Here is a 23,161-nt window from a genome sequence, read left to right as displayed (position 1 = left end):
CGAGGGCGCTGAAGACGCAGGTGGCTGCAGCCTTTCGAACGGCTGCAGCCACATCTTTCATGGGACGATGTCGTCCACGCGATTACCCATCGCGCGAGCGTTGAGATCGTCTCCGTCGGTGAATCGATTGAACAGGTTCTTGAATCTGGCGAGAATTCCGACGTTCTCGGTCGTCTTCGATGTGCATGGTGGCATGGCGCTTCTTTCCGTCGGTTATCGAAAACTATCCTTTTGTATCGTCAACGCACGACGAGAGGAAAATGGCACCGCCAGTGGCGAATGTCTCGTCAGCCCCTCCGGTGACCGTCGCGTGTCCTGCGGTCAGGACCTGCGGGCCACCATTTCGTTTATCCAACTGGGTGCGAACGGTGACGTGCAGTTGGGGGGAGTCGGATAGTGCTCGAGAACCCTCAACCGTTCACCGATCTCGAGTGCGCGCGGCCGATGGTCCGCGTGTTCGATTCCGATCTGGGCAAGGCAGTGATTCATGGCCCACTGCAAACGATCCGGAGCGTCCTTCATCTCGGCTTCGATGATGTCTAGAAGGGCGGCTAGGTCGAGCTCGTCAGGTCTCTTGACCACGCGTTCGGCCGTGAGTGCCCACCCAGCGCTGGCCACTACCGCGTCGGCGTCGTCCATCCAGGTCACCCGAAGTTCCTCGGAGTGCGAATTCTTCTTCACTGCGTAGTTGACGAGCCAGTCGTGCACTTTGGGCGTACGCGCCTCACGGAGCATGTGGTCGAGCTCGTCGCGTTCGAAGCGCTTTGGACGGCAGATGAGCAACGCGAGCAGGCGAGCAGCCGAATCGTCGGTAGCCCACAGTTCCAGGGCGAGGTCGTGCTGAACTTTCAGCCGTTTCGCGATCGCGCGTAGCGCGGTGAGATTCACGCCGTGGTCGTCACCGTGCTTGGAGTTGACCTCTCGGAACCTGGGATTGTCGAGCTCGGCCAACTCGATCATGAGTTCGGCAACCGTCGCCGAAATCGTCCCCGCCACGCCGGCCTCCTCGAGAATATCCGTGCTTCGCACCCGTGGAAGAATTGTAGTGCTCTACACCGACTCTCCAAGCACGAGCCGCAGACCGGCTGGTCAGAGAACGTGGTTGCCGTACATCTCGCCGAGCGGATCGGCGATGAGCTCGATGCGCGCGCCGTCCGGGTCGCGGAAGTAGAGGGATACCTCGCTGTGTTCGGCCAACTCGATTCCCGCGGCAATCAGCCTGTCCCGCAACGCCGCCCATCGCGTCGGTTCGACGCTGATCGCGACATGATGGAGTCCCCCCAGGACCTCCTGGTACGGCCCGACGTCGAGTCCGGGGAAATCGAAGAACGCCAGTAGGTTTCCGTTTCCGATGTCGAAGAAGAAGTGCGAAGACCCAGGGTAGTCGCGGTTCTCGATCAACTCGGTCAGTGGAAATTCGAGTATGCCCTGATAGAACTGCACGGTCTTTTCGACGTCGCTGCTCACGAGTGCAGTGTGGTGAAGTCCGCGCGCGGACGACGGTGGCCTCGTGTCGGCTGCTACCAAGTAGCTCTGTTTGATACGTTCGCGCTCGGCGGCGTGGTGAATGGACCTCTGGTCTTCGTCCATGGTGGTCATGTCGAACTCCTTTTGGCACTGAAACCGATTGCTCGATCAACTAAATCGAGCCTAACCTTTTTGGTTGCCGTGTCAACTACCTGGGGCCTAGGCTGTTGATCATGAACGAGACTCGGTGGCTCGAACCTCAGGAGCAAATTGCCTGGCGGGCCTACCTCGATGCAACGAGGCTACTCATTCGAACGCTCGACGCGCAGCTGACGAAGGATTCTGGCATTTCGTTCACGGACTTCGAACTGCTCGTCGTCCTTTCGGAGGCGCCCGAATGTCGTCTGCGCATGAGTCAGTTGGCCGACGCCGTGACCACGACCCGAAGCGGCGTGACCCGCGCGATCAGCCGCTTGGTCGAGGCGGGTTGGGCGCGTCGCGTCAAGGCCGTCGACGACAAGCGCGGCATGTCCGCCGAGTTGACCGACGCTGGACTCGACAAGTTGGCGTCGGCCAGTCCCGGTCACGTCGACGCCGTGCGTGCGAACATGTTCGACCTTCTGTCGCCCGGCGAGGTCGACGCCGTCGGGCACGGTTACCGCCGAATGCGCGATCACATGGCGGGTCGTCCTTGACCGACGGCTCCCAGCTCTAGACCGTCGGGGATGCGACGGAGGCAAGCGCCTCTTCGATGACGGAAACGACTGCTGCGGGTTCGGCGATCATGACCAGGTGCGGTGCGTCGATTTCGGTGACGCTGCGTAGACCTGCACGCTCGTAGCCGAAGCGTTCGACATCGGGGTTGATGGTGCGATCGTTGCTGCTGACGATGCCCCACCCCGGCTTGGTCTTCCATGCGGCGACTGGGGCAGGCTCGCCGAATGCTGCTGCGGCCAGCGGCCGTTGGGATACTGCAAGAACCTCGGCTGTCTCGGGAGGGATACCTCCAGCGAACACCGCGTGGAAGGCGTCGATCTTCACCGAGACGTCGGTGCCGTCTTCGGCTCCGGCGTTGGGGAACGGCGCGTACACGAGGTTCGCGGCCAAATCCGAGTCGGGGAAGCGACCCTGCAGCTCGCCGAGGGACTCGCCCTCTTCGAGCGCGTAGCCGGAGACGTAGACGAGACCCACGACGTTGTCCGCGACGCCTGCGACCGTGATGACTGCACCGCCGTACGAGTGGCCGGCCAAGAGTACCGGTCCGTCGATCTTCTCGACGATGGAGCGAATGTAGGCCGAATCGCCGATGAGGCTGCGGTTCGGAACGGCGGGCACCAGAACTGTGTGGCCCTTGTCTATGAGGCGCCTGGTGACAGGCGCCCAGCTTGCCGCGTCGGCGAACGCTCCGTGAATCAGGACGATGGTGGGCTGCTCAGCCATGATGGTGCCTTTCGGAGGACGAGTGTTCGAGGCGTTCTGTACGAGTACTCTCGTCCGCCGTCAGGACTACGTCGTCGTTGCTGGCAGCAATAACCTGGGAGCGCTGACGGGTGTTGTTCGCTACCGGGTACCTGGTAGCGAACAACCTCATCGGGACGGGTAATCCTGTGGCGCTGATGGATTGGTAGCAGTCAGGTTTGCGAGAAGCTGCAGTCGCTCGTGGGAGGCCGAGCCGGGTTCGGCGGTGTAAACGACGAACAGAATGCCTCGGTCCGAGGTGGGATTCATGGCTTCGTAGGTCAGATGGAGATCTCCGACAGCAGGATGATGGATCTCCTTGATGCCCGTTCTGTGTTCGCGGACATCATGGGAGGCCCACCTGGTTCGGAAAGCATGGCTGCGAGTGGATAGTTCACCCACGAGGTCACTCAGCGCTCGATCATGTGGTGCTCTACCTGCTTCGCTACGAAGTAGTGCGACGGTTTGCCGCGCGGCGTCCTCCCAGTCGAAGTAGAACGAGGGTGAACGAGAATCGAGAAATAGGAAACGCGCGAAGTTTGCAGGCCTGTGCTCGTCGACATACATTTCCGAGAACATCGCACGACCGAGTGCGTTGGTGGCGACGATATCGAGCCGTCCATTCTGGACGTATGCGGGCACGGTGTACATCGCGTCGAGTGTCCGCTGCATGTTCTCGCTGATCTGCCGATAACCCGTCCGTGTTCGTCGACGCGACGGTCTCTTTCCATCGTTGGCAGCACTCACCAAATCATGGAGATGCGCATGCTCGGCGTCATCGAGTTGAAGAGCGCGGCTGATGCCGTCGAGGACCGAGCCCGAGACGCCGCTGGCATTCCCACGTTCGAGGCGCACGTAGTACTCGACGCTCATCCCGGCCAATAACGCGACTTCTTCGCGCCGCAGGCCCGGAACTCGTCGTCGACCACCGAAATCGGGAAGCCCGGCTTGCTCTGGAGTCAGCCGGGCACGTCGCGTCGTCAGAAAGTCCTTGATGTCCGCTCTCTCGGCCATGGATCGAATCTACGACACGCTCGGCTATTGAAGGGGTCACTGGCAGTACCCCTGTAGGCAGGCACTCCCTCCACGTCGCCGCAGGCTCTTGACTGGGGATTCCACGATCAAGGAGCAGAAGATGAAGCAGGCAAGACTAGGTTCGCTGAACGTCTCGCGACTCGGCCTCGGCGCTATGACGATGGCGGGGACGTACACGACCGGTGGCGGTGTCGACGACGACGAATCGATTCGCACGATTCATCGAGCCCTCGATCTCGGTGTCACCCACATCGATACCGCCGAGATCTACGGTCCGTTCCACAGCGAGGAGGTCGTCGGCCGCGCAGTCAGAGGCCGCCGCGAGGACGTTGTGATTGCGACGAAGTTCGGGCTGGTCTCGCACTCGGGCGGTGGTCCCGGAGTGGCCGACAGCAGTCCTGCGAACATCCGAATCGCGGTCGAGGGGTCGTTGACCCGGCTCGGTACCGATTACATCGACCTCTACTACCAGCACCGAGTCGACCCAGGCACTGAAATCGAGGAGACTGTCCGGACGCTTGCAGAGCTCGTGTCGGAGGGAAAAATCCGTCACATCGGCTTGTCCGAAGCTGCGCCCGAGACGATCAGACGTGCGCATGCGGTTCACGCTGTCACCGCACTGCAAACCGAGTACTCCCTGTGGACGCGAGATCCCGAGGCCGAACTTCTGCCGCTGCTGCGTGAGCTCGGGATCGGTTTCGTTCCGTACTCGCCGCTCGGTCACGGGCTTCTCACCGGCCAGATCCGGACAGTCGACGACTTCGCCGATGACGATTGGCGCAAGGGCAACCCTCGGTTCACCGGAGCGAACTTCACGAGGAATCTCAAGTTGGTCGACGAGGTGCAAGCAATCGCCGCCGAGGCGAATGCCACTGCTGCCCAGGTGGCGTTGGCGTGGCTGCTGGTCCAAGGCGACGACATCGCACCGATCCCCGGCACGAAGCGCGTCGAACGGGTCGAGGAGAACACTGCGGCCGACGATGTGGTGTTGACTCCCGGCCAGATCGAGATGCTGAACAACGTGGCTCCGGCCGCAGGCGCGCGTCACGATGAGGCGAACATGGTTTTGATCGACGGTTGATTGCCGGCAGCGGACTATGCTCGGCGGCTGTGGCGTGGGGTGACGGTCTACAGCTGGCAGCGATCGTGCTGATGTGTGCCCTGGGCGCATGTCTGATGGTTGTCGGCGCATACGGATCGGGCGGCCTGCTGCTCGGCGGATCCGCCATCTGGTTCTGGCGGCTCTACCGAACGGGGGAGTAGCGCCTCAGTCCTCGGGTCGTGCCACCTCCGTCTCCCAGCGGGCACGTCGTTCATCATCGGTCTGCTCCCACCAGGGCGTCCCTCGTTCGCCCAGGGCAACTTTCGCCGCTTGAACCCCTGCCCGCGACTCCGGCGCGCCGCCGGTGGCTCGCACGTCGCGCCGCCACGCCATCAGAATCGATCGCAGCTCGGCGTTTCGATCCTCGGGGATGGCGGGATCGGTTGCGCGCCATCGTCGGCCTTTGATCACGATGAATCGACCGTCGTCGGTGTATTCGGGTTCCTCGGCCATGAAGAAAACGCTAGCTCACCGATTGACATGCAAGCAGCGACTTGCCTATGGTTGGTGGATGCCCGAGGAGCCGGGAGTCGCCGAATTGTTCAAAGCGTTGTCGGATCAGACCCGGCGAGTGATCCTCGACGAGTTGGTTCTTCGGGACGAACAGACGCTGTTCGAGTTGTGCACCCGGTTGGTGTCCAAGCATGGTCTTGCTTCGTCGAGGCAGGCGGTGTCACAGCACCTGGAGGTACTCGAAGCGGCAGGGCTGGTTCGTGCCGAACGTAAGGGCCGCTACAAGTTTCACTTTCTCGACACCGGTCCGTTGACGCGGATCAGCGATAGATGGCATGTCCCCGAACCGAACCAGGAGCAACAGTGAAGATTTACATCTCCAGCCTGATGGTCACCGATCAGAACCACGCCCAAGAGTTCTACACAAACGTCTTGGGGTTCAAGGTCAAGCACGAGATCCCGCTGGGCGAACACAAGTGGCTCACACTGGTGAGTCCGGACAACGAGGACGGACCCGAGCTCGGGCTCGAACCGGCCGAGCACCCCGCGGTCAAGCCGTTTCGAGACGCACTGATGGCGGACGGGATTCCGTTCACGTCTTTTGCTGTGGACGATGTGCAGGCCGAATACGATCGCCTCGTCGGCCTCGGCGTCGTGTTCACGCAGAAGCCGACGGATATGGGCCCCGTCACCGTCGCCACCTTCGACGACACCTGCGGCAACCTCATCCAGATTTCGAGCTACACGGGCTGATTTCCGCGATTACTCTGGCGTCATGGCTACCTTGGACGACGTCGATCGGCTTGTGGCAGAACTGCCCGAGGTGACGACGGGAACGAGCTACGGCAATCAGGCGTGGTCGATCGGTGGAAAGGTCTTCGCCTGGGAGAGGCCGTTCAGTAAGGCCGACATCAAGCGGTTCGGTGACGAGTCGCCGCCGGAGGGGCCGATTCTCGGAATTCGCACCGAGGACCTAGGGGACAAGGAAGCAGTGCTCGCCGCACATCCGAAATCCTGCTTCACGATTCCGCACTTCGACGGCTACTCGGCTGTGCTCGTCCAGTTGGATGTCGTTGCTGCCGACGAGTTGCGTCAACTTCTCGAAGACGGCTGGCTGGTGTTCGCGCCGGACGCGGTCGCCAAGGAGTATCTGAGCTCGGACTGACCACCCACCGAATCTACCGGGCGAAATCGATGTCCTCGGCTCGGATCGAACCAGCGATGCGCCCTGGAGCCCGCTGATTGTCCCAGTACAGATTGGTATGCGAGATCACCTGTGCAGGTGGGGGAGCGCCCCACTCACTTAGATCCTCGGTGGTGTGCGCATCGCTGACGAGGGTGGCGTCGTACCCGCGGGCAAGTGCGCCGTGCAGGGTGCTCCTGATGCAGAAATCGGTTTGCGCGCCCGCGACGACTAGCGACCCGACTCGTAGATCTGCGAGTACGGATTCGAGCTCGGTGTCCTCGAACGAGTCGCCGTATTTCTTCGCGATCAACGGCTCGGCGACGTCTCTGGTGAGCTCGGGGACGTACTCCCAGCCCGGTGACCCTTCCACGAGCTCGTCCGACGAGTGCTGAACCCAAACAACCGACACCGATGACGCCCGTGCCCGCGTGACCAGCTCTGCGATGCGGGTGATCACAGCGCCGGAGTCGATCGAGCTCGCCATGACCTGCTTCTGCACATCGACGACGAGTAGGGCAGTGTTCGGTCGATCGGCCAACGTGGTCATGGCGTAATCGTAGTTATCGCAGGGGCACGAAGTCGATGATGGCGGAGGTCAATTCGGCAGGTTTGTCGATGGGTATCAACGTGTAGGTGTCGTCGAGCTCGATCAACCTCGCGTTCGGATAGAGGCGAGAAAGCCTGCGGCCGTGTTCGATAGGCATGACCTTGTCCTCGGTGCCCCACACTACGAGGACGGGCTTGTCGAATGCCGAGTTGGACTCGGCCCATTGGAGCAGGATGGAGTCCGCAGGCGTCGACAGCGCGTACTTGCGAAGGTCACGTCGAACGAGGGCGTTGGAGGTGGCCGGTTCGAACCACGAGTCCATCATCGCTTTGGGGACCGGCCGCTTGCTCATCCAGCCCCAAGAGCCGGGAGCACGCCTCGCTAGCGTGAACTTCAGTCCGAATAGCAGTGCACGTAACCCACCGGGGGCGCGCAGCATGATTCCGAGCATTGTGCCCGGCAGGCCGGGTGGGTAGTTGTCGTAGGCCTCACACGCAGTGAGTACGAGCCGTGCAATGCGATCGGTGGAACCGTTGGCGATCAACACCTGGGCGCCGCCCCAATCATTCTGGACGATCGTCACGTCGTGCAGATCGAGGCGTTCGAGGAACTCGCCCAGCAACAGTCCCAGCGCCAGGAGATCGAGGTTCGCGTCGGCGTGCATCGGAATCCGATGTCCGCCGAGCGGCAGGACAGGTCGGATGCATCGATACGCGGGGGCGAGGCCCGCGACTACGTCGTCCCACACAGATCCGTCCATGGTGAGGCCGTGAACGAACACCAGGACAGGACCGTCTCCGCCGGTGTCTTCGTATTCGATGGTTCCTGGGGCGAGCGCGACTTCGGGCATCTGCATCTCCAGCATCGGCATTTGATAGATCGTTCTACTGGTAGCGTAGGGCCATCTCGGTAGGAGGGCAAGAGTATGTCGGACACGCGCACACGGATTCTCGACGCGAGCAGCGAGTTGTTTCGCCGAAATGGTTATCCAGGAACAGGGTTGAAGCAGATCGCGGCGGCAGCGGAGGCGCCGTTCGGCTCGATCTATCACTTCTTTCCCGGCGGTAAGCAGAACCTCGGCGAAGAGGTGGTGCGGGTGACCGGTCCGGCCTACGGAGACCTGGTCTACTCGTTCCTCGACAACGACATTCCGCTTCCGCAGGCGGTCACCACGATGTTCGCCGCAGCTGCGACCCTGCTGGAAGCGACGGACTATGCAGATGCGTGCCCGATTGCCACGATCGCCCTCGAGGTTGCCAGTACCAACGAGACGCTGCGCACCGCGACGGCCGATGTTTTCACCGGGTGGATCGATAAGGGAACCGACCTCATGGTGTCGCGAGGTCTGGAACCCGACGATGCTCGTGAGTGGACGATCGGAATGATCTGCGCCCTCGAGGGGGCATTCGTGCTGGCGCGGGCGATGCGAACAACCGAACCGCTCGTCGTCGCAGGCGCAGTGTGCGCGTCACGTCTGCCAGGTCAGTAGACGTCGCGAACATACCGCTTCTCGGCCGACAACGCCTTGACGTAGGCGTCGGCGCTCGACGGCGCGAGTCGTCCATGCTGCGCAACAACACCTTTCAGCGCGTTGTCGACGTCCTTGGCCATGCGCGATGCATCTCCGCACACGTAAAAGTGCGCGCCTTGCTGCAACCATCTCCACAGTTGCGCGCCGTTCTCCGCCATCCGGTCCTGCACGTACACCTTCGACGACTGGTCTCGTGAGAACGCGACATCGAGGCGCGACAGGTGGCCGTCGTCCAGCATGGATGTGAGCTCGTCGCGGTAGTAGAAGTCGGTCGCTGCGTGCTGCTCTCCGAAGAACAGCCAGTTGGGACCGGTATGCCCCAGAGCGCGTCGCTCGTGCAGGAAGGCACGGAAGGGTGCGATACCGGTTCCTGGTCCCACCATGATCATCGGGACCGTCGGGTCGTCCGGGGGTTTGAAGTGGGCGGATTTCTGCACGAAGATGCCGATGTCCTCACCGTCGGCATGATCTGCGAGATACGTCGAACAGACACCGCGTCGCGGGATGCCGTGCACGTTGTACCGCACGGTCGATACCGTCAGCTGTACCTCGTGTGGATCTTCCTTCGGGCTCGACGAGATCGAATACAGCCGAGGCTGAAGCGGTTTGAGTACCGAGAGCCAGTCCTCGACGCCTGCGCGCACCGGCGCGTGCGTCAGCACGTCGATGGACTGCCGCCCCCATATCCAGTCGGCCAACGCGCTCTTGTTCTCCGGCATGAGAAGTCGCTCCAAGTCGGCATCACCGGCACGCTTCTGAACGAACTTCAGTAGATCGGGCGTTGCCTTTGCGATCTCGAGACGATCGCGCAGGGCCACCCGAAGCGGCATCGAGTCGTGCCCCGCAATGTCGACGACGGCATCCCCGGACAATCCGGTCGCGTCTAGCCATTCGTCGACCAGGGTGTCGCTGTTGCGTGGCCACACACCCAGAGCGTCACCGGCCTCGTACGTCAGCGAGCCCGCGGGTAGGCGGAAACCGAACTGGCGAACGTCCTTGCTGGATCCAGACGCGCTGAGAGGAGTGTTTCGGATCAGGGCGGTCGGGAGCGGCGTCTTCTTGCCGTAGGCAAGCGAGGTGGTCGGCTTCGGTTCGGCAGGTTGCGGGGTCTCGGATACCGACAGCTTCGCCAGCACTCGCTCGAGCCACATCGACGACGCCTCGTCGTGTTCGGGTTCGCAGTCCACCCGACCGACGAGCCGTGCAGCACCCAGGTCGGCGAGGCGACTGTCGAGCCTGCGGCCGTTGCCGCAGAAGTCGTCGTAGCTGGAATCGCCGAAGGCAAGGACTGCGAACCGTAGTCCGGTGAGGTCGGGCGCATCGTCTCCGGACAGGCCATCGAGAAACGAGGTTCCGTTGTCGGGGGCCTCACCGTCGCCGAATGTGCTGCTGATCAGCAGCACATCTCGGTACTTCGGCAGATCGGAGGGCGAGAAGTCCTCCATGACATGTTCTTTCACGGTCAAACCGGCGCCGCGTAGTTGCTCGACGCAGCCGAACGTGAAGTCCTCGGCATTGCCGGTCTGTGATGCCCACAGAACGAGAATCGGCTGTGCGGTGTCCTGCGGATCGTGTGCCGCTGACTGCTCGGGCGCAGCGCCCTGCCTGGAGAACAGACCCGCGAGCATCCCTTCGAGCCACGCGTGGGTTTCGGGGGATAGGGGAGTACCGGCTGGGAGTGTCGGTACGCCCGGAGAACCGGCGCCCGTACGAAGTCCGGCGAGAAAACCCGCGACGTAGCGTTGCTCGATCACGGGGAGCGGTAGCACCGGTCCGGAAACCTCCCCGACGAGTCCAGCGAGCGCATCGACCGGTGAGGTCGACGCGTCACCTGTTTCGGGAGTGGTTTCCGATCCGTCAGGAGCAACTTTCGTCAGCGTGACCGCGCATACCTTGAACTCGGGTTGCTGGGACAGAGGGTCGACAGCGTCGTTGGTGACCGCGTTGATCGACAGGTACTCACCGAACGAGTCGTTCCAGTGGAAGGGAGCGAAACAGTCGCCCGGGCGAACCCGATCGCTCACCACCGCAGGTAGAACGGCTCGCCCGCGGCGCGAGGCCACCTCGATGCGATCTCCAGCCGCGCATCCCAGACGTGCAGCGTCGTCGGGATGGATCTCGACGAACGGTCCAGGATTGAGTTTGTTGAGTTTGGCGACCTTGCCCGTCTTGGTCATCGTGTGCCATTGATGCTGCAGGCGACCGGTATTGAGCAGGAACGGGTAGTCGTCGTCCGGCATCTCCGCAGGCGCCATCGATGGACGTGCGAAGAATTGTGCTCGTCCGGTCGCGGTCGGGAACGAGAGTCTGGGTACGCTTCCGTCCTCACGTGTCCGTAGTGATTGACTGACACCGTCGTTGACGTACCGAATCGGATGACGGTCGTTGTCGTCGTCGGGTGGGCACGGCCACTGCAGCGGAGCCTCACGCAGCCGCGAGTAGGTCACTCCTCTGAGGTCGTATCCGGTGCGCGGGTTGGAGAAACCCTTGATCTCTTCGAATATCTCCTCGGCACTGGAGTAGGTGAACGCCTCGGCGTACCCGAGTTCACACGCCATGGTCGCGATGATCTGCCAATCCGGCATCGCCTGGCCCGGTGCGTTCACCGCCTTCTGAAACAGGGTGAGGTTACGTTCCGAGTTGATCATGACACCCTCGGACTCGGTCCACAACGACGCGGGAAGAACGACGTCGGCGTAACCGTTGGTCTCGGTGTCCGCGAATGCATCCTGAGTGATCACGAGTTCTGCCCGTTCGAGGCCGGCGATCACCGTTTTTCGGTTGGCCACCGACGCAACAGGATTGGTGCAGATGATCCAGCACGCCTTGATCTCACCGTCCGCCATACGCGAGAACATATCGATGGTTCCGCCGCCGACGTCGGTCCTCAACGTTCCAGCGGGCACGTTCCAACGCTGCTCGACGAACGCGCGGTCTTCCTCGGAGAGAACGGCACGCTGACCCGGGAGGCCTGGACCCATGTAGCCCATCTCACGGCCCCCCATGGCGTTCGGCTGTCCGGTGAGGGAGAAGGGACCACTTCCGGTGCGGCAGATCGCACCCGTCGCGAGATGAAGGTTGATCAGAGCGTTCGTGTTCCACGTTCCATGGGTGGACTGGTTCAGACCCATGGTCCAGCAGCTCATCCAATTGCCCGATTCGCCTATCCAGGTCGCTGCCGTCCGGATGTCGGCTTCCGGAATGCCCGTCCTCGCGCTGACCTGCTCGGGGGTGTAGTCGGCGAGGAAATCCTCCATCGCATCCCAGCCGTCGGTGAACTCGGCGATGAACTCAGGATCGGTGTACCCACCGGCGACGAGTAGGTGAAGCAGCCCGTTGAGCAAATCGAGATCGGTGCCGGGCGCGATCGCGAGGTGCAGGTGGGCTTTGTCCGCAGTCGCATTTCGGCGAGGATCGACGACGATCAGTTTCGCGCCCTGCTTGATGCGATCCATCATGCGGAGAAACAGAATCGGGTGGCAGTCGGCCATGTTCGCACCGGTGACGAGGAATACGTCGGCATTGTCGAAGTCCTCGTAGGATCCGGGCGGTCCGTCTGCCCCGAGAGACAACTTGTATCCGGTGCCGGCGCTGGCCATGCACAACCGAGAGTTCGATTCGATCTGATTGGTGCCGATGAAGCCCTTGGCCAGTTTGTTTGACAGGTACTGAGCTTCGATCGACATCTGTCCCGAGACGTAGAGGCCGAACGAGTCAGGTCCGTGCTCGTCGAGAATTGCCCGCAGCCTTCTGGCGGTTCGTTGGATTGTCGTCGGCGTGTCTACGTCTTCGAAGTCGTCGCCGCGTGTGGCGCGGATTCGGGCCGTCTCGAGCCGTCCCGGCGCGGCAAGCATGTCCGACGTGGTGGAGCCCTTGGTGCACAGCCGTCCGAAGTTGCTTGGGTGGGTCTTGTCACCGACGGATTTCACGACCGTGGCGGGTTCGTCGGGTCGCTTGCCGATCTGCAGGGTCATGCCGCATCCGACGCCGCAGTACGCGCACACCGTCTTGACGGTGTCCACGCCGGTCAGAGCAGTTCCTGTTCCCACGATGTCCACTGTCCTGAGATGAGGATTCGGGTCGATGACGCACCCGTTAGCCCGAGGTGACGTTGTCCTCACCGCCGGTGCGAGGCCCAGGTGAAGTTCGCTGTCGATCTCTTCATCAAAGCGGCAAAGCGGACATAGTGCCTGGTAGAGGCTTTGACCTTCGCGAGTACTCGTGCGAGAGTAGTCGCGTGTCGTCCATTCGCCTGTTCATTCTCGGCTCGCTCGCTCAGCGCGGTGAGATGCACGGTCATCAGCTCAGATTGCTTGCCGAGGAAGAGCGGGTCCAGATGTGGACCGACATCTCGGTGGGAAGTTTGTACGGCGCGCTGAAGCGGTTGCACGCGGAGGGACTGATAGCCGACGTGCGGACCGAGCAGGAGGGGAACTTCCCGGCTCGCCAGGTCTACGCCGTCACAGATTCTGGGCGTGCAGCGCTCGACACACTTAGACGCGACGGGTTGAGCAACTACGTCCTACGGCCCGATCCTTTCGACCTCGCTCTCACCAGGCTCGACCCAGAACGCCTCGAACTACTGCCCGAGGTCATCGCGACGCGTATCGCACTGTTGAAAGACCTGTTGCGCACGACCCGCGAAGCCAACGTCAGAGCAAGACCCCACCTGTCCCTGGCCGAAACGTTCGCCCTCGAACACCGCGAGAAGCGCCTCATGGCCGAAATCGACTGGCACGACAGCTTCGTCGACGCGCTACCCGACATCGTCGCGGACGAGCGCGCACGAACCCACTTTCCGATGCCGCAACACACGGAGGAACAACCCACATGACCGACACCAATTCTCGGGCGTCCGCGCCTGCCGTGGAAGTGCCACGGCGGGCATGGCAGGCGCTGATCGTGCTGCTTCTCGGCATGTTCATGGCGCTACTCGACACGACGATCGTCAACGTCGCGCTCCCCACCATCGAGACGAGTCTCGACGCGTCGGAGGCGACGTTGTCCTGGATCATCTCCGGCTACGCACTTGCGTTCGGCCTCGCACTCATACCCGCAGGCAAGGTCGGCGACCGCATCGGGCACAAGTGGGTGTTCTTCGCCGGTCTCGCGTTGTTCACTGTCGCGAGTTTCGCATGCGGATTGGCCCAGAACGACCTTCAATTGGTGATCGCGCGAATCGTCCAGGGTCTGGCAGGCGGCATTTTCGTCCCGGCGGTCACGGCGTTCATTCAGCTGCTGTTCCCTGGGCAGGTGCGAGGCAAGGCCTTCGCCATCATGGGAGCGGTCATCGGTGTGTCCACAGCGCTCGGACCGATCGCGGGTGGACTGATCATCGAGGCGTTCGGTGACGAGAACGGCTGGCGTGGCGTGTTCTGGGTCAACCTTCCGATTGGTGCGGTCGGTCTCGTCGCAGCAGCATTTCTCCTTCCGAAGCGTTCGGAGACCGAGGCTGTGCCCGACAGCGGAATCGACTGGGTCGGACTCTTTCTCGTCACTGCGGGCCTTGTCGCCCTGTTGGTTCCATTGATCGAGGGGCAGGACCAAGGATGGCCCACATGGACGTATGTGTCCATCGCGGCCGGGGCCGCGCTGATCGCTGCATTCGGCGCGTGGGAGGTCCGCTACACCAAGCGCGGACATAACCCGCTAGTTCCGCCGAAACTGTTCGCCCATCCCGCGTTCACCGGCGGCACGATCCTCGCTCTGGTCTACTTCGCGTCGTTCACCAGCATCTTCTTCACGCTATCGCTGTTGTGGCAATCCGGACTCGGTAACTCCGCGTTGTCATCCGGCGCTGTGATGCTGCCGTTCGCTGTCGGCAGCATCATCGCATCCTCGCAGAGCAACAAACTGACTCTTCGCCTCGGCCGAACGGTTCTGCTTCTCGGTACGTCCTTCGTCGCTGTCAGCCTGATCTGGATGTGGATCCTTCTCGCCACCACGGATCCAGCAGACCTCACGAACTGGAAACTGTTGGTGCCGTTGTTGATCGGTGGATTGGGCAATGGGGCGTTCATCGCACCTAACGCCCAATTCATCGTCGCCACAGTCGATCGTCAGGATGCAGGTGCCGCCAGCGGCGTTATCTCGACGATGCAGCGGATCGGCAGTGCAGTAGGAATTGCTGTCATCGGAAGCGTCCTGTTCGGATCTCTGAACATCACCGGACCCGACACCGTCGCAAACGAGTTCATGCACGCTGCGTCGGTTGCAATGTCGGTGAGTGCCGCCTTCGGCGTCGTAGCGCTGTTGCTCGTGTTCGCACTCCCGAAGCGGGTCGCCGCGCCCGGGCCGGCCAGAACGTGAAAGACGGCTAGTGCAGGCTGCGCTTGTGTGCCTCGACGACGGAAGTGGCCAGGGCGGCGATCTTGACGTTCATGTCCTGAGAGGTCTTGCGTAGCATCTCGAAGGCCTGATCGTCGGTGACGTCGTGCATCGCCATCAGCAGACCGATGGCCTTGCCGATTTCTCGGTTGCTTTCGAGTCCGCGCCGGAGCGTGTTCGCCTCCTCGCCCGAAATGATCGCCGAGACGGTCACTGCTGCGAAAGCCGTCAGCATGATGGCGTGATCGGCGGTGGACGAATCGAAGGCACCTGGGGTGTTGCTGAAGAGATTGAGCGCGCCGACCTTCTTCTGATCGAGCATCAAGCGAAAGCCCATCGCACCGCGTACCGGTGTCCGCGTCACGACCCCGCGGGCCAGAGCCGGCCACTGGCTCGGCTGGAGGAAGTCGGTCTCGATCTGGGCAGCTTCGCTTTCGATGGCGTCCAGGCACGGTCCCTCGCCGGTCGCCCTCTCGATGTCGTCGACCGTGCGGGCGACCTGATCGGTCGCAGCAACAGTGACGGGCTGGCCGCGGTTGACGAGCATCAAACTCGCGTGGTCACACCCTGGGACCAGGAGTGTCGCCGCCACGCAGATGGCGGTGTACACCTCGTCAGCCGTCGAACCCTTGTAGACGATGTCCGCCAGGGCAGCGAAGACGGTGGCCGGATCGGTCGATGGCGTCTCAGCCAGCCGAGAATCGTCATTCATGGATACTCCGATCGGTCGAGTGCGCTCGCATGAGCTGCCGGTGTGCGCCGCCCTTGACTCGAGAAGCTGCCTTCGAGGATCAAGGATACGCAGCGCTCACCTCACCCTGCTCACTCGCCCGCGCAGGGCGGTGCCGGTGCGTCCTCGGCGAACGGCTTTCCCGGAGGTTCGATGTACGCGGCATAGAGGACCACGGGAACAGTGCCGAGGTTGGTCCCCTCGTGTACGTGGTTGCCGTCGACCTCTTCGGCGACGATTTGCCCGGCAGGCGAGGACACCTGGGAGCAGTCGTGGAGTGTCCTCGTCAGAACGCCCTGCTCGACGTAGGCGTACACGGGACCGTCGTGATAGTGCCAACCGGTTGTTCCGCCAGGGGCAATGGTGATCTTACGAGCGGTGAAGTCGGTGCCTGCGATCGCGGAACTTCCGGGGAGCAGCGGGAACGACTCATGGGCCAGTGTCTCCGCTGTGACTCCCGACGGAGGAGTTGCGGTGGCCAACGCCGGTGAAAGCCCGGCCACTGCCACGCAGCAGATTCCGACTGTGCCGATCCTGGTGGTCATGGTCATCGAGTCTCGCCTCTCGTTAATCGGGCTCTGAGCCACCACAGACTAGAACGCACCCGACGCGACCGGGTGGGTATGAAAATTATTCACCCCCAAGGGCTGAGTAGCCTTCACGTTGTGGATGAATCAGCGGAAACCAGGGGCTTCGAATCTCACGCGTTCGAGTACGGCGTCGACGGTCCGAAAGTCATTCTTGCCGGAATCGACGGTTCCGAATCGTCGTGGAAGGCCGCGGCGTACGCGGCAGGGCTGTCGCGGCGTCAGGGGTCGCTCCTCGTCCTCGTCTACGTCCAACCCATCGCCACCGCGGCATGGGGTCAAGCCGGGATCTCGTTGGTGGAAACAGGTAAGGAGATCGCGGACGAACTGCTCGCGTACATCCGAAAGGCGACGGCGAACACCGACGTACCCAGATGGGAATTTCGCACTGCCACAGGCGATCCCTACAACGGAATCGTCGCCGTGGCCGAGGAACTACGCGCCGACGCGATCGTCGTGGGCGCATCGGAGCGCGCGGGGCACCGAATGTTCGGGTCGGTTGCAGTAAGGCTGGTCAAGACCGGACGTTGGCCGGTGACGGTGGTTCCGTGAAATCCGACTTCGGTGGGGCGGGCGGGGCTCGAACCCGCGACCAATGGATTATGAGTCCACGGCTCTAACCGACTGAGCTACCGCCCCATCTCGCGCTAGGCGAGCGGTTACGAATGCTACAACAATCACACCGCCGCGATGGTGACGGGGATACCGTTGAGGATTGCGTTGGCCGATACGGCGTCGACTTGCTGGGGATCGGTGATGTCGTTCGCACTTGCTCCGAGAACGGTCGAGGCAACCGACAGTTCGACACCCGCGCGCTGATGGCCGAATCCGTGCGGAATGCTGACCACGCCCGGCATCATGCGGTCGGTGGCCAGTACCTCGATCTCGATTGCGCCCGCTGCAGACGTCACGGACACCACTGATCCGTCCTCGATTCCGCGCGACAGAAGATCTTCCGGGTGCGCCAGCAGCTGGTGGCGCGGTTTTCCCTTGGTGAGTCTGGGAGCGTTGTGCATCCACGAGTTGTTGCTGCGTAGATGCCGGCGCCCGATCATCAGCAGCTGCCCCTCCGCGGGTACCTCGCTGGACGCCATGAGGTCGTGCAGTGCAGGCAGTTCGCCGACGATGACGTCCTGGACGAGTTGAATTCGCTTGTCGCGCGTACGTAGCTTCTGCGGGAGCCCAGGTCGGAGTGGACCGAGGTCGACGCCGTGAGGTGATTTCGTGAGCGCAGCGACGGACAGACCCTTCCGATGGCTGCGCAGAAGTAGGTCAATTGTGCGCTTCGGAGACAACCGCAGTCGTGCTTCCGCCAGAATGGATTTAGGCTTCAGGCGCGCGCGTAGCCCGCCCAGGGGCGAGTCGGACAACGCAGACTGGTAGCGAACACCGAGGTCGCGGAAGATCTCCCAATCAGCTCTGGCACCAGCCTTTTTCGCCAGTACGGCTGGAGCGAACTTGGCCGTGTTCCGCACGGCGAAGGAATGGAAGATGAGATCGTAGTGGTCGCGTTCGAGCGACATTGTCGGAGGCAGAATGACGTCGGCGTGACGCGATGTCTCGTTGATGTAGAAGTCGAACGACACCATGAAATCCAGGTCGGAGAAGGCTCGGTCGAGTTCCTCGCCACCCGGCATCGAGAGCACGGGGTTTCCGGATAACACAGCCATGGCGCGGACTTGTCCGTCGCCGGGTGTGGTCATTTCGTCGACCAACGTCGAACACGGGTACTCGCCCGCGAACTCGGGCAGATCGCGGACGCGCGAACGCCATTTGTCGAAGTGACCACGGCCTACGATCTTCTTCTCGATGAGATCGACGGCAGGATCGGTCAGCATCGCACCGCCGACTCGATCCAGATTTCCGGTGAGAATGTTGAGAACTTGAATCGCCCACTGGCACACGCTCCCGAACTGCTGCGTGGAGACACCCATCCGTCCGTACGCGACCGCTGCTTTCGCGTCCGCGAAACGTGTTGCGAGCGAAAGGATGTCCTCGGCAGCGATTCCGACGACGGGAGCGACCGCCGCGGGCGTGAAATCGGCAACGAGGGCGGCGATTTCGGTGGCCCCGTCGACGTAGTCGGCCACCCGGGTCTTTCCGGACTCCACGACCGCGTTGATCAACGCGAGCAGGAGCAGGGCATCGGTTCCCGGCCGCACGAAGTGGTGTTCGTCGGCGACGTCCGCAGTCTCGGTGCGGCGTGGGTCGATCACGACGAGCGTGCCACCACGCGCCTTGAGGTCGCGGACGCGGTGAGCGAAGTCGGGAACGGTCATCATCGAGCCGTTCGAGGCCATTGGATTGCCGCCGAGCACGAGGAAGAAGTCGGTCCGGTCGATATCCGGGATCGGCAACGCAAGCTGGTGGCCGTACAGCAGGTGATTGACGAGTTGGTGGGGGAGTTGGTCCAGCGACGTGGCCGAGTAACGATTTCGGGTCCGGAGCATCGACGTGAACGGGATTCCGTGCGTCATCGCACCGAGACTGTGCACGTTGGGATTGCCCTGATACACACCGACCGCGTTCGAGCCGTACTTCTTTCGTGTGGAGACGAGTCCGTCGACCACCAGGTCGTACGCTTCGTCCCACTCGATCTGCTGCCAACCGGTGGGAGTTCGACGGACGGGCTTGATCAAACGATCGGGATCGGCGTGCACGTCGATGAGCGACAGTGCCTTGGGGCAGATGTGACCGCGAGAGAGTGGGTCCTGCTTGTCTCCGCGGACAGAGGTAACGGTGTTGTTCTCGACCGTGAACTCGAGCCCGCACATGGCTTCGCACAGATTGCACGATCCGAACGTGACCGTCATAAGCAACTTCCCTTCGTCACCGCGAGCCTAGCGCGGGCGTGTTAGCAGGCCGGGCGGTATCGTTCACGTAGCGTCGGCCGCTCCGTCGACCACATCCGAAGAACTTCGACTGGGGACACTCATGAGCATTCGATCGACCGCACTTCGAGGTACCGCCGTCTTCGGCACAGTCGCTGCCGGTTCGCTGGTGTTCGGGGGTGTCGCGGCCGCAGCGCCGGCCGACACCGTCGTGAACACCCCGTGCTCGTTCTCCCAGATCGTCGCGGCGACGTACGAGATTTCACCCGAAGAGGGCGCCGCATTGGCGTCCTCGCCGCTCTCGTCGAGCTTCGCCGCGTTCCTCGCAGCACCGACCTGGCAGCGTCAGATCTTCCTCTCTTCCCAACCTGCCGTCGTCGACCGAGTCAACGCGTTCTTCGGTGGACCGGGTTCGGGCTTCGCGCGAACTGTCTTCGCGACATGCGAGCAGTTCTGATTTCGTTCCCACTCAATTTCTAGAACGTGTTCCAATTTTGTGAATCTGTGACTATCGTCGGTCTCACTGCAGTCCGCCCGAACGTCGGGCCGACTTTCGTGGAGGTGGCGAGTCGCGATGAAAACCAAAGGCGCTGTGCTGTGGGGTCTGAACGAACCGTGGTCGGTCGAAGAGATCGAGGTCGGTGACCCGGTAGCAGGTGAGGTTCAGATCCGACTCGAGGCCGCGGGAATGTGCCACTCGGATCATCACATCGTCACGGGGGCGACGCCTATGCCGTCGTATCCGGTCATGGGTGGCCACGAGGGGGCGGGCGTAGTCACCAAGGTGGGTCCCGAGGTGAAGACGTTGAAGGAAGGCGACCACGTCGTGCTGTCCTTCATCCCGTCGTGTGGCCATTGTCCCGCGTGTGCGAACGGCCACCAGAATCTCTGTGACCTCGGAATGGGCCTGCTGAGTGGAATGGCCATCAGTGACGGCACATTTCGAATCCAGGCACGCGGGCAGGACGTCATCCCGATGTGCCTGCTCGGAACCTTCTCGCCGTACATGACCGTGCACGAGACCTCCGCGATCAAGATCGACGACGACATCCCGTTCGATGTGGCATCGCTCGTCGGCTGTGGGGTACCCACCGGCTGGGGCTCGGCCGTGAACGTCGCCAAGGTGACGCCCGGTGAGACCGTCGTCGTCATCGGCGTCGGGGGCGTGGGGCTGAGTGCACTTCAAGGCGCCGTACAGTCCGGCGCGACCAAGGTCGTCGCCGTGGATCCTGTTGCGTTCAAACGTGATCAGGCGTTGAAGTTCGGCGCCACCCACGTATTTTCAAGCGCTGCCGAGGCGTTGATGCCTCTCATGGAGCTCACCCACGGCAAGATGGCGGAAAAGACGATCATCACCGTCGGGGAGATCAAGGGCGAGGACATCGAGGCCGCGCTGCTGCTGACGGCCAAGGCGGGACGATGCGTCGTCACCGGAATGGGCCGGATGGAGGACATGGACGTCAAGCTGAACCTGTTCCTGTTCACGATGCTCCAGAAGGATCTGCAAGGCGCAATATTCGGTGGCGGCAACCCGCGTCACGACATCCCGCTTCTGTTGTCGATGTACAAGAGCGGACAGCTCAACCTCGACGACATGATCACCAACACCTACACCCTCGACGACATCAACACCGGGTACCAGGACATGCTCGATGGCAAGAACATCCGCGGAGTCATCAAGTACACCGACGCCGATCGGTAGTGGAGCGTCGGCCGCGATCGCTTGAATGGTCCATTCATACGACCGGATAGCTAGCAGGTGCCATCCAAGCGAACGTAGCCATCGCTTGGATGGCACATCCATAAGATCAGATGGCTGGCGAGGTCCATTCAAGCGAAAGCACTAGGGTTGTCGGCGTGCACAGTTTGGATTTGATCGCTGGTTGGCCCGTGAACAATGCATCCGCGACGGTGGTGTCGAGTGCAGGGGTGGTCGACAGCTACGGCGATCTGGATCGGGTCTACGAACTCGCATCGGTGACCAAGCTTCTCGTCGCGTACGCGGCCCTGGTCGCGATCGAGGAGGAGGCCATCGAGCTGGACCAGCCCGCAGGTCCGGCCGGGGCCACCGTCCGCCATTTGCTCGCGCATACATCCGGCCTGGCGTTCGGTGAGCAAAAGATACAGGCAGATCCGGGAACCAAGCGGATCTACTCGAGCGCAGGCTTCGAGGTGCTTGCCGACAAAATCTCGGAGGAGACCGGAATCTCGTTTCCGACGTACCTCGACGAGGCGGTGTTCCAACCGCTCGGGATGGTGAATTCCTCGCTGCCTGGATCTGCCGGACACGGCGGACGATCATCGGCGTCGGATCTGACGGCTTTCGCCGCCGAACTACTCGCACCGAAACTAATACAACCCTCGACTTTGGCCGACGCCACCACGGTGCAGTTCGACGGATTGGCAGGCATCCTGCCCGGATACGGGTCGCAGAAGCCCAACGATTGGGGACTGGGGTTCGAGTTGCGCGACGGCAAGACGCCACATTGGACCGGCGCCGACAACTCTCCGCGGACGTTCGGCCATTTCGGCCAATCGGGAACTTTCCTGTGGGTCGATCCCGAGGTGGGACTGGCCACCGTCGTGTTGACCGATCTTGCATTCGGCGAGTGGGCGAAACCGCTGTGGCCGGAGCTTTCCGACGAGATTCTGCACAATAACCCCAGCTGAACGCACAAATAACGTGAGTGCACTGGCGCAACAGGGGTAACTCGGGGCACACTAGTACACGAACACGCAGTACGGCAGCATCCAAGCGCACGTGTCGAGGTCGTTGGGGAAGACGTCCCTCGTCGAAGCTGGAGGTGTTGAAGTATGCGCGCATCGAATCAATTCGCGGATGCGACGTCGGGTGTGGTGTACATCCACTCGTCGCCTGCTGCGTTGTGCCCGCACGTCGAATGGGCGCTGTCCGATGCCCTCGATTGCCGCGCGAACCTCAAATGGTCCGCGCAGCCGTCGTCGGACGGTCAGCTCCGTGCGACGAGCAACTGGGTCGGTCCGGTCGGAACCGGGGCGACGCTCGCGGGAGTCCTTCGCTCGTGGCAGATGCTGCGGTTCGAGGTGACGGAGGACGCCAGCGAAGGCGTGGACGGCGAGCGGTTCGCGCACGTTCCAGGCCTGGGTCTGTGGAGGGGTTCGACGAGCGCGAACGGCGACGTGATCCTGGGCGAGATGCGCCTCAAGGCGATGATCGACGGCAACTCCGGCAACTTGGCTGCCGAGATCGAGCATGCTCTCGGAAGCAGTTGGGACGAGGCGTTGGAGCCGTACCGCACCGGCGGTGGCGGCGCCGAAGTGACGTGGTTGAGCCGCCACGCCGGCTGACAGGCAACTGTCGTCACCGTAGGGTCGCTCCGGTGGCTGCGCTCCTGCATCCGGTACCGTCGAGCCGTGCCAGGGTAGGCATGCGGGTTGGTACGTGTGGAATGGGTGGTTCTTTTGTTGTCGACCGGTAAGGTCATTCGTTTCGACGAGTTCAAGGGATACGGTTTCGTGGCTCCCGACGAGGGCGGCGAGGACGTGTTCATCCACGTCAACGATCTCGACTTCGACAAACGCCTCCTCGCACCAGGCGTTCGTGTCGAATACGTCGCCGAAGAGGGCGATCGCGGCCTCAAAGCTGCGCAGGTGCAGATCATCGACTCACCGAAGCCAGTGACACGCGCCGCGGTTCCTGCCGTCGTTCAGGACGCGGAAACGACGGAGTACGACGACGTCGTCTGCGATGTTCTCTCGCTTCACGATTTCTCGACCGAGCTGACCGAAGGTCTGCTGCGTGCCAATCGTGTTCTGACGGCCGAGCAGATCCTCGACATTCGTCAGGTCGTCGTCCGAATCGCCCAGTCACACAAGTGGCTCGAAGGCTGACACGGACCGAAACAACTGTGCCCCGGTGACCGAAGTC

The 23,161-nt window shown here is 62.3% G+C and carries 27 protein-coding genes and 1 tRNA gene; 15 read left to right on the top strand and 13 right to left on the bottom strand.

Annotated elements, in window-relative coordinates; translation table 11 throughout:
* Positions 1 to 57: 57 nt before the first annotated feature.
* The 3 genes from D8W71_RS27395 to D8W71_RS19460 all read right to left on the bottom strand — a co-directional run bounded on the left by D8W71_RS27395 (position 58) and on the right by D8W71_RS19460 (position 1,599).
* Positions 58 to 195, bottom strand: a complete 138-nt coding sequence (locus D8W71_RS27395) for a hypothetical protein (RefSeq protein WP_153275401.1) — start codon at positions 193 to 195, stop codon at positions 58 to 60.
* Positions 196 to 321: 126 nt separating this feature from the next.
* A complete protein-coding gene (locus D8W71_RS19465) occupies positions 322 to 960 on the bottom strand; it encodes a DNA alkylation repair protein (protein ID WP_121119582.1) in 639 nt (212 codons plus the stop codon).
* A gap of 129 nt (positions 961 to 1,089) precedes the next feature.
* Entirely contained in the window at positions 1,090 to 1,599 is a 510-nt protein-coding gene (locus tag D8W71_RS19460) for a VOC family protein (protein ID WP_121115765.1), read from the bottom strand.
* Between the two features lie 101 nt (positions 1,600 to 1,700).
* On the opposite strand from D8W71_RS19460, the gene D8W71_RS19455 reads away from it, so the two are divergent.
* Positions 1,701 to 2,162, top strand: coding sequence for a MarR family winged helix-turn-helix transcriptional regulator (locus D8W71_RS19455; protein ID WP_121115763.1), 462 nt, complete (start codon positions 1,701 to 1,703; stop codon positions 2,160 to 2,162).
* Between the two features lie 16 nt (positions 2,163 to 2,178).
* Here the strand turns inward: D8W71_RS19455 and D8W71_RS19450 are convergent, their stop codons facing one another.
* On the bottom strand, positions 2,179 to 2,907 hold the full coding sequence (locus D8W71_RS19450; RefSeq protein ID WP_121115761.1) for an alpha/beta fold hydrolase: 729 nt from the start codon (positions 2,905 to 2,907) through the stop codon (positions 2,179 to 2,181).
* A gap of 147 nt (positions 2,908 to 3,054) precedes the next feature.
* Positions 3,055 to 3,939 (bottom strand): helix-turn-helix domain-containing protein, encoded by an 885-nt coding sequence (locus D8W71_RS19445; RefSeq protein WP_121115759.1) that lies wholly within the window; start codon positions 3,937 to 3,939, stop codon positions 3,055 to 3,057.
* Positions 3,940 to 4,060: 121 nt separating this feature from the next.
* Here D8W71_RS19445 and D8W71_RS19440 point away from each other — a divergent pair, with 121 nt between their 5' ends.
* Positions 4,061 to 5,041, top strand: a complete 981-nt coding sequence (locus tag D8W71_RS19440; protein ID WP_121115757.1) for an aldo/keto reductase — start codon at positions 4,061 to 4,063, stop codon at positions 5,039 to 5,041.
* A gap of 29 nt (positions 5,042 to 5,070) precedes the next feature.
* Positions 5,071 to 5,223: a hypothetical protein gene (locus D8W71_RS27660; protein ID WP_153275400.1), complete on the top strand. Its 153-nt coding sequence runs from the start codon at positions 5,071 to 5,073 to the stop codon at positions 5,221 to 5,223.
* 4 nt (positions 5,224 to 5,227) lie between these two features.
* On the opposite strand, the gene D8W71_RS19435 is transcribed toward D8W71_RS27660, so the two are convergent.
* Positions 5,228 to 5,515, bottom strand: a complete 288-nt coding sequence (locus D8W71_RS19435) for a hypothetical protein (RefSeq protein ID WP_121115755.1) — start codon at positions 5,513 to 5,515, stop codon at positions 5,228 to 5,230.
* A 58-nt stretch (positions 5,516 to 5,573) separates the two neighbouring features.
* Here D8W71_RS19435 and D8W71_RS19430 point away from each other — a divergent pair, with 58 nt between their 5' ends.
* Genes D8W71_RS19430 through D8W71_RS19420 form a run of 3 tightly spaced genes read left to right on the top strand, consistent with a single transcriptional unit; the run spans position 5,574 to position 6,680 of the window.
* Positions 5,574 to 5,882: an ArsR/SmtB family transcription factor gene (locus tag D8W71_RS19430; RefSeq protein WP_121119580.1), complete on the top strand. Its 309-nt coding sequence runs from the start codon at positions 5,574 to 5,576 to the stop codon at positions 5,880 to 5,882.
* The gene (locus D8W71_RS19425; protein ID WP_121115753.1) at positions 5,879 to 6,268 is read left to right on the top strand and encodes a VOC family protein; all 390 of its coding nucleotides are present in this window, start codon (positions 5,879 to 5,881) and stop codon (positions 6,266 to 6,268) included. Before D8W71_RS19430 ends, D8W71_RS19425 begins: the two co-directional genes overlap by 4 nt.
* Before the next feature lie 22 nt (positions 6,269 to 6,290).
* Entirely contained in the window at positions 6,291 to 6,680 is a 390-nt protein-coding gene (locus D8W71_RS19420) for an MmcQ/YjbR family DNA-binding protein (RefSeq protein WP_121115751.1), read from the top strand.
* Between the two features lie 13 nt (positions 6,681 to 6,693).
* Here the strand turns inward: D8W71_RS19420 and D8W71_RS19415 are convergent, their stop codons facing one another.
* Positions 6,694 to 7,248 (bottom strand): isochorismatase family protein, encoded by a 555-nt coding sequence (locus D8W71_RS19415; protein WP_121115749.1) that lies wholly within the window; start codon positions 7,246 to 7,248, stop codon positions 6,694 to 6,696.
* Positions 7,249 to 7,261: 13 nt separating this feature from the next.
* The gene (locus tag D8W71_RS19410) at positions 7,262 to 8,119 is read right to left on the bottom strand and encodes an alpha/beta fold hydrolase (protein WP_328588795.1); all 858 of its coding nucleotides are present in this window, start codon (positions 8,117 to 8,119) and stop codon (positions 7,262 to 7,264) included.
* Between the two features lie 54 nt (positions 8,120 to 8,173).
* On the opposite strand from D8W71_RS19410, the gene D8W71_RS19405 reads away from it, so the two are divergent.
* Complete coding sequence (locus tag D8W71_RS19405) at positions 8,174 to 8,737, top strand: TetR/AcrR family transcriptional regulator (protein ID WP_121115747.1); 564 nt, start codon at positions 8,174 to 8,176, stop codon at positions 8,735 to 8,737.
* Here D8W71_RS19405 and D8W71_RS19400 read toward each other — a convergent pair.
* A complete protein-coding gene (locus D8W71_RS19400) occupies positions 8,731 to 12,810 on the bottom strand; it encodes a bifunctional nitrate reductase/sulfite reductase flavoprotein subunit alpha (RefSeq protein ID WP_121119576.1) in 4,080 nt (1,359 codons plus the stop codon). The genes D8W71_RS19405 and D8W71_RS19400 overlap by 7 nt on opposite strands.
* A 206-nt stretch (positions 12,811 to 13,016) precedes the next feature.
* Here D8W71_RS19400 and D8W71_RS19395 point away from each other — a divergent pair, with 206 nt between their 5' ends.
* Together D8W71_RS19395 and D8W71_RS19390 are read left to right on the top strand one after the other, a co-directional pair.
* Positions 13,017 to 13,613: a PadR family transcriptional regulator gene (locus D8W71_RS19395; protein WP_236077511.1), complete on the top strand. Its 597-nt coding sequence runs from the start codon at positions 13,017 to 13,019 to the stop codon at positions 13,611 to 13,613.
* Positions 13,610 to 15,088 carry an MFS transporter gene (locus tag D8W71_RS19390; RefSeq protein ID WP_121115745.1) on the top strand — a complete coding sequence of 493 codons (1,479 nt, stop codon included), beginning with the start codon at positions 13,610 to 13,612 and terminating at the stop codon, positions 15,086 to 15,088. Before D8W71_RS19395 ends, D8W71_RS19390 begins: the two co-directional genes overlap by 4 nt.
* Before the next feature lie 7 nt (positions 15,089 to 15,095).
* On the opposite strand, the gene D8W71_RS19385 is transcribed toward D8W71_RS19390, so the two are convergent.
* Positions 15,096 to 15,818, bottom strand: a complete 723-nt coding sequence (locus tag D8W71_RS19385) for a GAF and ANTAR domain-containing protein (protein WP_121115743.1) — start codon at positions 15,816 to 15,818, stop codon at positions 15,096 to 15,098.
* 110 nt (positions 15,819 to 15,928) lie between these two features.
* Positions 15,929 to 16,381, bottom strand: a complete 453-nt coding sequence (locus D8W71_RS19380) for a cupin domain-containing protein (protein WP_236077510.1) — start codon at positions 16,379 to 16,381, stop codon at positions 15,929 to 15,931.
* A gap of 120 nt (positions 16,382 to 16,501) precedes the next feature.
* Here D8W71_RS19380 and D8W71_RS19375 point away from each other — a divergent pair, with 120 nt between their 5' ends.
* The gene (locus D8W71_RS19375; RefSeq protein WP_121115739.1) at positions 16,502 to 16,975 is read left to right on the top strand and encodes a universal stress protein; all 474 of its coding nucleotides are present in this window, start codon (positions 16,502 to 16,504) and stop codon (positions 16,973 to 16,975) included.
* Between the two features lie 13 nt (positions 16,976 to 16,988).
* On the opposite strand, the gene D8W71_RS19370 is transcribed toward D8W71_RS19375, so the two are convergent.
* Positions 16,989 to 17,062: transfer RNA gene (locus D8W71_RS19370), tRNA-Ile, on the bottom strand.
* 38 nt (positions 17,063 to 17,100) lie between these two features.
* Entirely contained in the window at positions 17,101 to 19,236 is a 2,136-nt protein-coding gene (locus tag D8W71_RS19365; RefSeq protein ID WP_121115737.1) for a molybdopterin-dependent oxidoreductase, read from the bottom strand.
* 121 nt (positions 19,237 to 19,357) lie between these two features.
* Between D8W71_RS19365 and D8W71_RS19360 the strand changes: the two genes are divergently transcribed.
* The 5 genes from D8W71_RS19360 to D8W71_RS19340 all read left to right on the top strand — a co-directional run bounded on the left by D8W71_RS19360 (position 19,358) and on the right by D8W71_RS19340 (position 23,124).
* On the top strand, positions 19,358 to 19,711 hold the full coding sequence (locus D8W71_RS19360; protein ID WP_121115735.1) for a hemophore-related protein: 354 nt from the start codon (positions 19,358 to 19,360) through the stop codon (positions 19,709 to 19,711).
* A 117-nt stretch (positions 19,712 to 19,828) separates the two neighbouring features.
* The gene (locus D8W71_RS19355) at positions 19,829 to 20,956 is read left to right on the top strand and encodes an NDMA-dependent alcohol dehydrogenase (RefSeq protein WP_121115733.1); all 1,128 of its coding nucleotides are present in this window, start codon (positions 19,829 to 19,831) and stop codon (positions 20,954 to 20,956) included.
* Between the two features lie 155 nt (positions 20,957 to 21,111).
* Positions 21,112 to 21,924 (top strand): serine hydrolase domain-containing protein, encoded by an 813-nt coding sequence (locus D8W71_RS19350; protein ID WP_121115731.1) that lies wholly within the window; start codon positions 21,112 to 21,114, stop codon positions 21,922 to 21,924.
* A 144-nt stretch (positions 21,925 to 22,068) separates the two neighbouring features.
* Positions 22,069 to 22,581 (top strand): DUF3145 domain-containing protein, encoded by a 513-nt coding sequence (locus D8W71_RS19345; RefSeq protein ID WP_121115729.1) that lies wholly within the window; start codon positions 22,069 to 22,071, stop codon positions 22,579 to 22,581.
* A gap of 114 nt (positions 22,582 to 22,695) precedes the next feature.
* Complete coding sequence (locus D8W71_RS19340) at positions 22,696 to 23,124, top strand: cold-shock protein (RefSeq protein ID WP_121119572.1); 429 nt, start codon at positions 22,696 to 22,698, stop codon at positions 23,122 to 23,124.
* Positions 23,125 to 23,161: the final 37 nt, after the last annotated feature.

The organism is Rhodococcus sp. P1Y (genome assembly GCF_003641205.1).
In the GTDB taxonomy this organism is placed as follows: Bacteria; Actinomycetota; Actinomycetes; order Mycobacteriales; family Mycobacteriaceae; genus Rhodococcoides.
The sequence above is the reverse complement of the archived record's forward strand: the minus strand, read 5'-3'. Positions and strand labels throughout refer to the sequence as shown.

Bases quoted from the DNA above. Each gene is read 5' to 3' on its own strand.
- D8W71_RS19440 (WP_121115757.1), top strand. From the start codon at position 4,061: ATGAAGCAGGCAAGACTAGGTTCGCTGAACGTCTCGCGACTCGGCCTC.
- D8W71_RS19450 (WP_121115761.1), bottom strand. From the start codon at position 2,907: ATGGCTGAGCAGCCCACCATCGTCCTGATTCACGGAGCGTTCGCCGAC.
- D8W71_RS19430 (WP_121119580.1), top strand. From the start codon at position 5,574: ATGCCCGAGGAGCCGGGAGTCGCCGAATTGTTCAAAGCGTTGTCGGAT.
- D8W71_RS19460 (WP_121115765.1), bottom strand. From the start codon at position 1,599: ATGACCACCATGGACGAAGACCAGAGGTCCATTCACCACGCCGCCGAG.
- D8W71_RS19355 (WP_121115733.1), top strand. From the start codon at position 19,829: ATGAAAACCAAAGGCGCTGTGCTGTGGGGTCTGAACGAACCGTGGTCG.
- D8W71_RS19465 (WP_121119582.1), bottom strand. From the start codon at position 960: ATGATCGAGTTGGCCGAGCTCGACAATCCCAGGTTCCGAGAGGTCAAC.
- D8W71_RS19365 (WP_121115737.1), bottom strand. From the start codon at position 19,236: ATGACGGTCACGTTCGGATCGTGCAATCTGTGCGAAGCCATGTGCGGG.
- D8W71_RS19410 (WP_328588795.1), bottom strand. From the start codon at position 8,119: ATGCCGATGCTGGAGATGCAGATGCCCGAAGTCGCGCTCGCCCCAGGA.
- D8W71_RS19390 (WP_121115745.1), top strand. From the start codon at position 13,610: ATGACCGACACCAATTCTCGGGCGTCCGCGCCTGCCGTGGAAGTGCCA.
- D8W71_RS19415 (WP_121115749.1), bottom strand. From the start codon at position 7,248: ATGACCACGTTGGCCGATCGACCGAACACTGCCCTACTCGTCGTCGAT.
- D8W71_RS19405 (WP_121115747.1), top strand. From the start codon at position 8,174: ATGTCGGACACGCGCACACGGATTCTCGACGCGAGCAGCGAGTTGTTT.
- D8W71_RS19435 (WP_121115755.1), bottom strand. From the start codon at position 5,515: ATGGCCGAGGAACCCGAATACACCGACGACGGTCGATTCATCGTGATC.
- D8W71_RS19385 (WP_121115743.1), bottom strand. From the start codon at position 15,818: ATGAATGACGATTCTCGGCTGGCTGAGACGCCATCGACCGATCCGGCC.
- D8W71_RS19420 (WP_121115751.1), top strand. From the start codon at position 6,291: ATGGCTACCTTGGACGACGTCGATCGGCTTGTGGCAGAACTGCCCGAG.
- D8W71_RS19345 (WP_121115729.1), top strand. From the start codon at position 22,069: ATGCGCGCATCGAATCAATTCGCGGATGCGACGTCGGGTGTGGTGTAC.
- D8W71_RS19455 (WP_121115763.1), top strand. From the start codon at position 1,701: ATGAACGAGACTCGGTGGCTCGAACCTCAGGAGCAAATTGCCTGGCGG.
- D8W71_RS19380 (WP_236077510.1), bottom strand. From the start codon at position 16,381: ATGACCACCAGGATCGGCACAGTCGGAATCTGCTGCGTGGCAGTGGCC.
- D8W71_RS27395 (WP_153275401.1), bottom strand. From the start codon at position 195: ATGCCACCATGCACATCGAAGACGACCGAGAACGTCGGAATTCTCGCC.
- D8W71_RS19360 (WP_121115735.1), top strand. From the start codon at position 19,358: ATGAGCATTCGATCGACCGCACTTCGAGGTACCGCCGTCTTCGGCACA.
- D8W71_RS19445 (WP_121115759.1), bottom strand. From the start codon at position 3,939: ATGGCCGAGAGAGCGGACATCAAGGACTTTCTGACGACGCGACGTGCC.